Genomic DNA, 3,110 nt, shown 5'->3' with positions numbered 1-3,110 from the left:
GGCCGTGGCGTGTTCTCAGGTGCGGTCCAGCACCTTCTTCCGGTTCTGGCCGTTCGGATCGGCGTAGAGCGGCTGCCCCGCGGCCGTGGCGTCGACCGCCGAGAACTGTCCGGTGAGCGGCTCCGAGCTCTCGCGCGTGACGAGCGTGAACTTCTGGTGACCGTACTCGTCGACGGCGTTGCGCACCGCGCGGTTCATCACGGAATCGGACAGGCGCTTGCGCAGCCACATGGGATCCCGCTGCAGGTCACGGGCCAGCGCGAAGCACAGCAGGAACATCACCAGGATGAACGGCAGAGCGGAGACGATCGTCATCCGCTGCAACCCGCCCAGGGCTGCGGCGGGGTCGTCGCCGCCGGCCAGGAGCATCACCGCGGCGACGCCACCCATGAGCACACCCCAGAAGACGATGACGGGACGAGAGGGCTCCAGGCTGCCGCGCGAGCTGAGCGAGCCGGTCACGATGGACGCCGAGTCGGCGCCCGTGACGAAGAAGATCCCGGTGAGCACCATGGCCAGGACGGCGAGACCGATCGTGACGGCCTGCGGCAGGTCCAGGCCGGTGAACATGTCGTAGATCGCGCTGTCGAAGGCGATGGTCGGGGACCCGTCCACGACCGTGGCGATGCCGTCACCGGGATCCGCCGTGGCGTCGGCCCGGCGCTGGATGTCGATGGCCGTGCCGCCGAAGACGGCGAACCACATCAGGGACACCAGCGAGGGCACCACGAGCACCCCCACCACGAACTGGCGGATGGTCCGGCCCCGGCTGATGCGGGCGACGAACATGCCCACGAAGGGGGTCCAGGACACCCACCAGGCCCAGTAGAAGATGGTCCACCCCGAGAGCCAGTCGCGCATCTCCTCGCCGCCGACGGCCTCCGTGCGGGCGGACATCTCCGGAAGCATCTGGGCGTAGGAGCCGACGGCGGAGGGGATGAGGTTGAGGATGAAGATGGTGGGACCCACCGCGAAGATGATGACCGCCAGGAGGAGGGCCAGCACCATGTTGGTGTTCGAGAGGAACTGGATGCCGCGGGCGATGCCGGAGACGGCCGAGGCCACGAAGCAGAACGTCAGCACAGCGATGACCGCGACCAGCATCGGGGTGGTCACCTCGCCGATGACACCGTTGAACTGCAGGCCGCTGCCGATCTGCAGGGCGCCCAGGCCGAGCGACGCGGCGGTTCCGAACACGGTCGCGAAGATGGCGAGCATGTTGATGATCTTCCCGCCGACGCCGTCCACGGCCCTGCGCCCGAAGATCGAGACGAACGCCTCGGAGAGGAGGTTCTTGCGGCCCAGGCGGAAGGTGCCGTAGGCGATGGCGATGCCGACCACCGCGTACATCGCCCACGGGTGCAGCGTCCAGTGGAACAGGGACGTGGCCATTGCCGCCTCGATGGCCTCGGCCGTCTGGGCGTCGGCCGTGGCCGGCGGCGGGGCAATGTAGTGGTAGAGCGGCTCGGCGACGCCGTAGAACATCAGGCCGATGCCCATGCCGCAGGCGAACATCATCGAGATCCACGACACCGTCCGGAACTCCGGGCGCTCGCCGTCCTGGCCCAGCGGGATGTTGCCGAACCGGCCGATGGCCAGCCAGAGGACGAAGATCACGAACAGGGAGGCCAGGAGCACGAAGAGCCATCCGGTGCTGTGGAGCACCCAGCCCAGTGCCGCTGTCGAGGCGGTGGACAGGCTCTCCGTGTTGAGGAACCCCCAGAGCACGAACGCGACCACGAGAGCTCCGGTGACCACGAAGATGGTCCGGTCGAGACCTTCCAGACCGGCGCGGAACGACTTCCTCCGCTCGGCGACACCGACCTTGAGCTCGTCGAGGATCGCGGCCTCTTCGGCCTCCGCCTCGTGCAGCAGCGTCGTGTCGTCCACGGGCGGCGTCGCGGGCGGTGCCGCGGCCTCCTCGGCGGGCGAGGGGTCGACGCGATAGTCGTCTGAACTCATCGGTTGCTCTCCTGACTCTGCGGCTGGACAGTGGCGGGCACGACGTCGCCGACCTTCTCGGTGATCCAGTCGTGGAAGGCGCCGATGTGGTGCTCGGAGGGCACCAGGACCCCGCCCTTGGCGTAGATCTTGGAGCCCATCGCGGGCTGGCAGCGCTCACAGGCGTCGAAGTCCTGCTGGTTGACCCGGTGGAAGAGCTCCACCGAGGCCGAGACGTCCTTGCCCGACTCCACCACCGAGGGCAGGTAGAGCCAGTCGCACTCCACGATCGTGCGGTCGGCGGCCATCGGGAACATCCGGTGGATGATCACGTGGTCGGGCACCAGGTTCACGAACACCGTCGGCTTGACCGTGATCGCGTAGTAGCGCCGGTCGTGGTCCTCGTCCACCCCGGGCAGCTTCTCCAGGCCCTCGGAACCGTCCACGGTGAAGCCCAGCACGTCCTCGCCGAACTCCGCCCCGTGACCCACGAAGTACTGCGCGGCCAGCCCGTCGGCGAACTCCGGCAACACCTCGGTGAGCTCGGGGTGGATCGTGGCGCAGTGGTAGCACTCCATGAAGTTCTCGATGATCAGCTTCCAGTTGGCCTTCACGTCGTAGGTGATCCGCCGGCCCAGGGCCAGGTTCTCGACGTTGTAGCCCTCGATCGCCTGGGTGTCGCCCAGCCGATCCTCGATGTCGCCCATCACGTCCTCCTCGAAGGAGGGCGGCTCCTCGGCCAGGCACACCCACACGTAGCCCAGGTACTCCCGCACCGGCACCGACACCAGCCCGTACTCCTGCCGGTCGATGTCGGGCATCTTCGTGAGGTTCGGGGCCGCGATGAGCTTGCCGTCGAAGTCGTAGGTCCAGGCGTGGTAGGGGCACTGGAAGGACCGCCCGGCCTCACCGGTGTCCTCCATGCACAGCTTCACCCCGCGGTGACGGCAGATGTTGTAGAACGCCCGGATCCCGTGCTTGCGGTTGCGGGTGATGATGATGGACTCCCGCCCCACCTGCACCGTGCGGAACGCCCCGGGCTTGTCCAGATCGGCAGCGCGCACCGCGCAGAACCACATCTGCTCGAAGATCCGCTCCTGCTCGGCACGGAACACCGCCTCGTCCACATACGTGGAACCGGGCAGGGTCGCGATCAGGCTGTCGGAGAT

At 67.8% G+C, this 3,110-nt stretch carries 2 protein-coding genes; both read right to left on the bottom strand.

What is annotated here, in order from left to right; all coding sequences use genetic code 11:
* Window positions 1–15: 15 nt before the first annotated feature.
* Complete coding sequence (locus ACH9EU_RS04385) at window positions 16–1,962, bottom strand: BCCT family transporter (protein WP_396412724.1); 1,947 nt, start codon at window positions 1,960–1,962, stop codon at window positions 16–18.
* On the bottom strand, window positions 1,959–3,110 hold a 1,152-nt coding region (locus tag ACH9EU_RS04380), incomplete at its 5' end, for an SRPBCC family protein (protein ID WP_396412723.1). The genes ACH9EU_RS04385 and ACH9EU_RS04380, both read right to left, overlap by 4 nt.

The organism is Kocuria rhizosphaerae (genome assembly GCF_044462265.1).
GTDB lineage: Bacteria > Actinomycetota > Actinomycetes > Actinomycetales > Micrococcaceae > Kocuria > Kocuria rhizosphaerae.
Note: the sequence above shows the minus strand (reverse complement) of the source record. Positions and strands in the feature narration are given on the sequence as shown.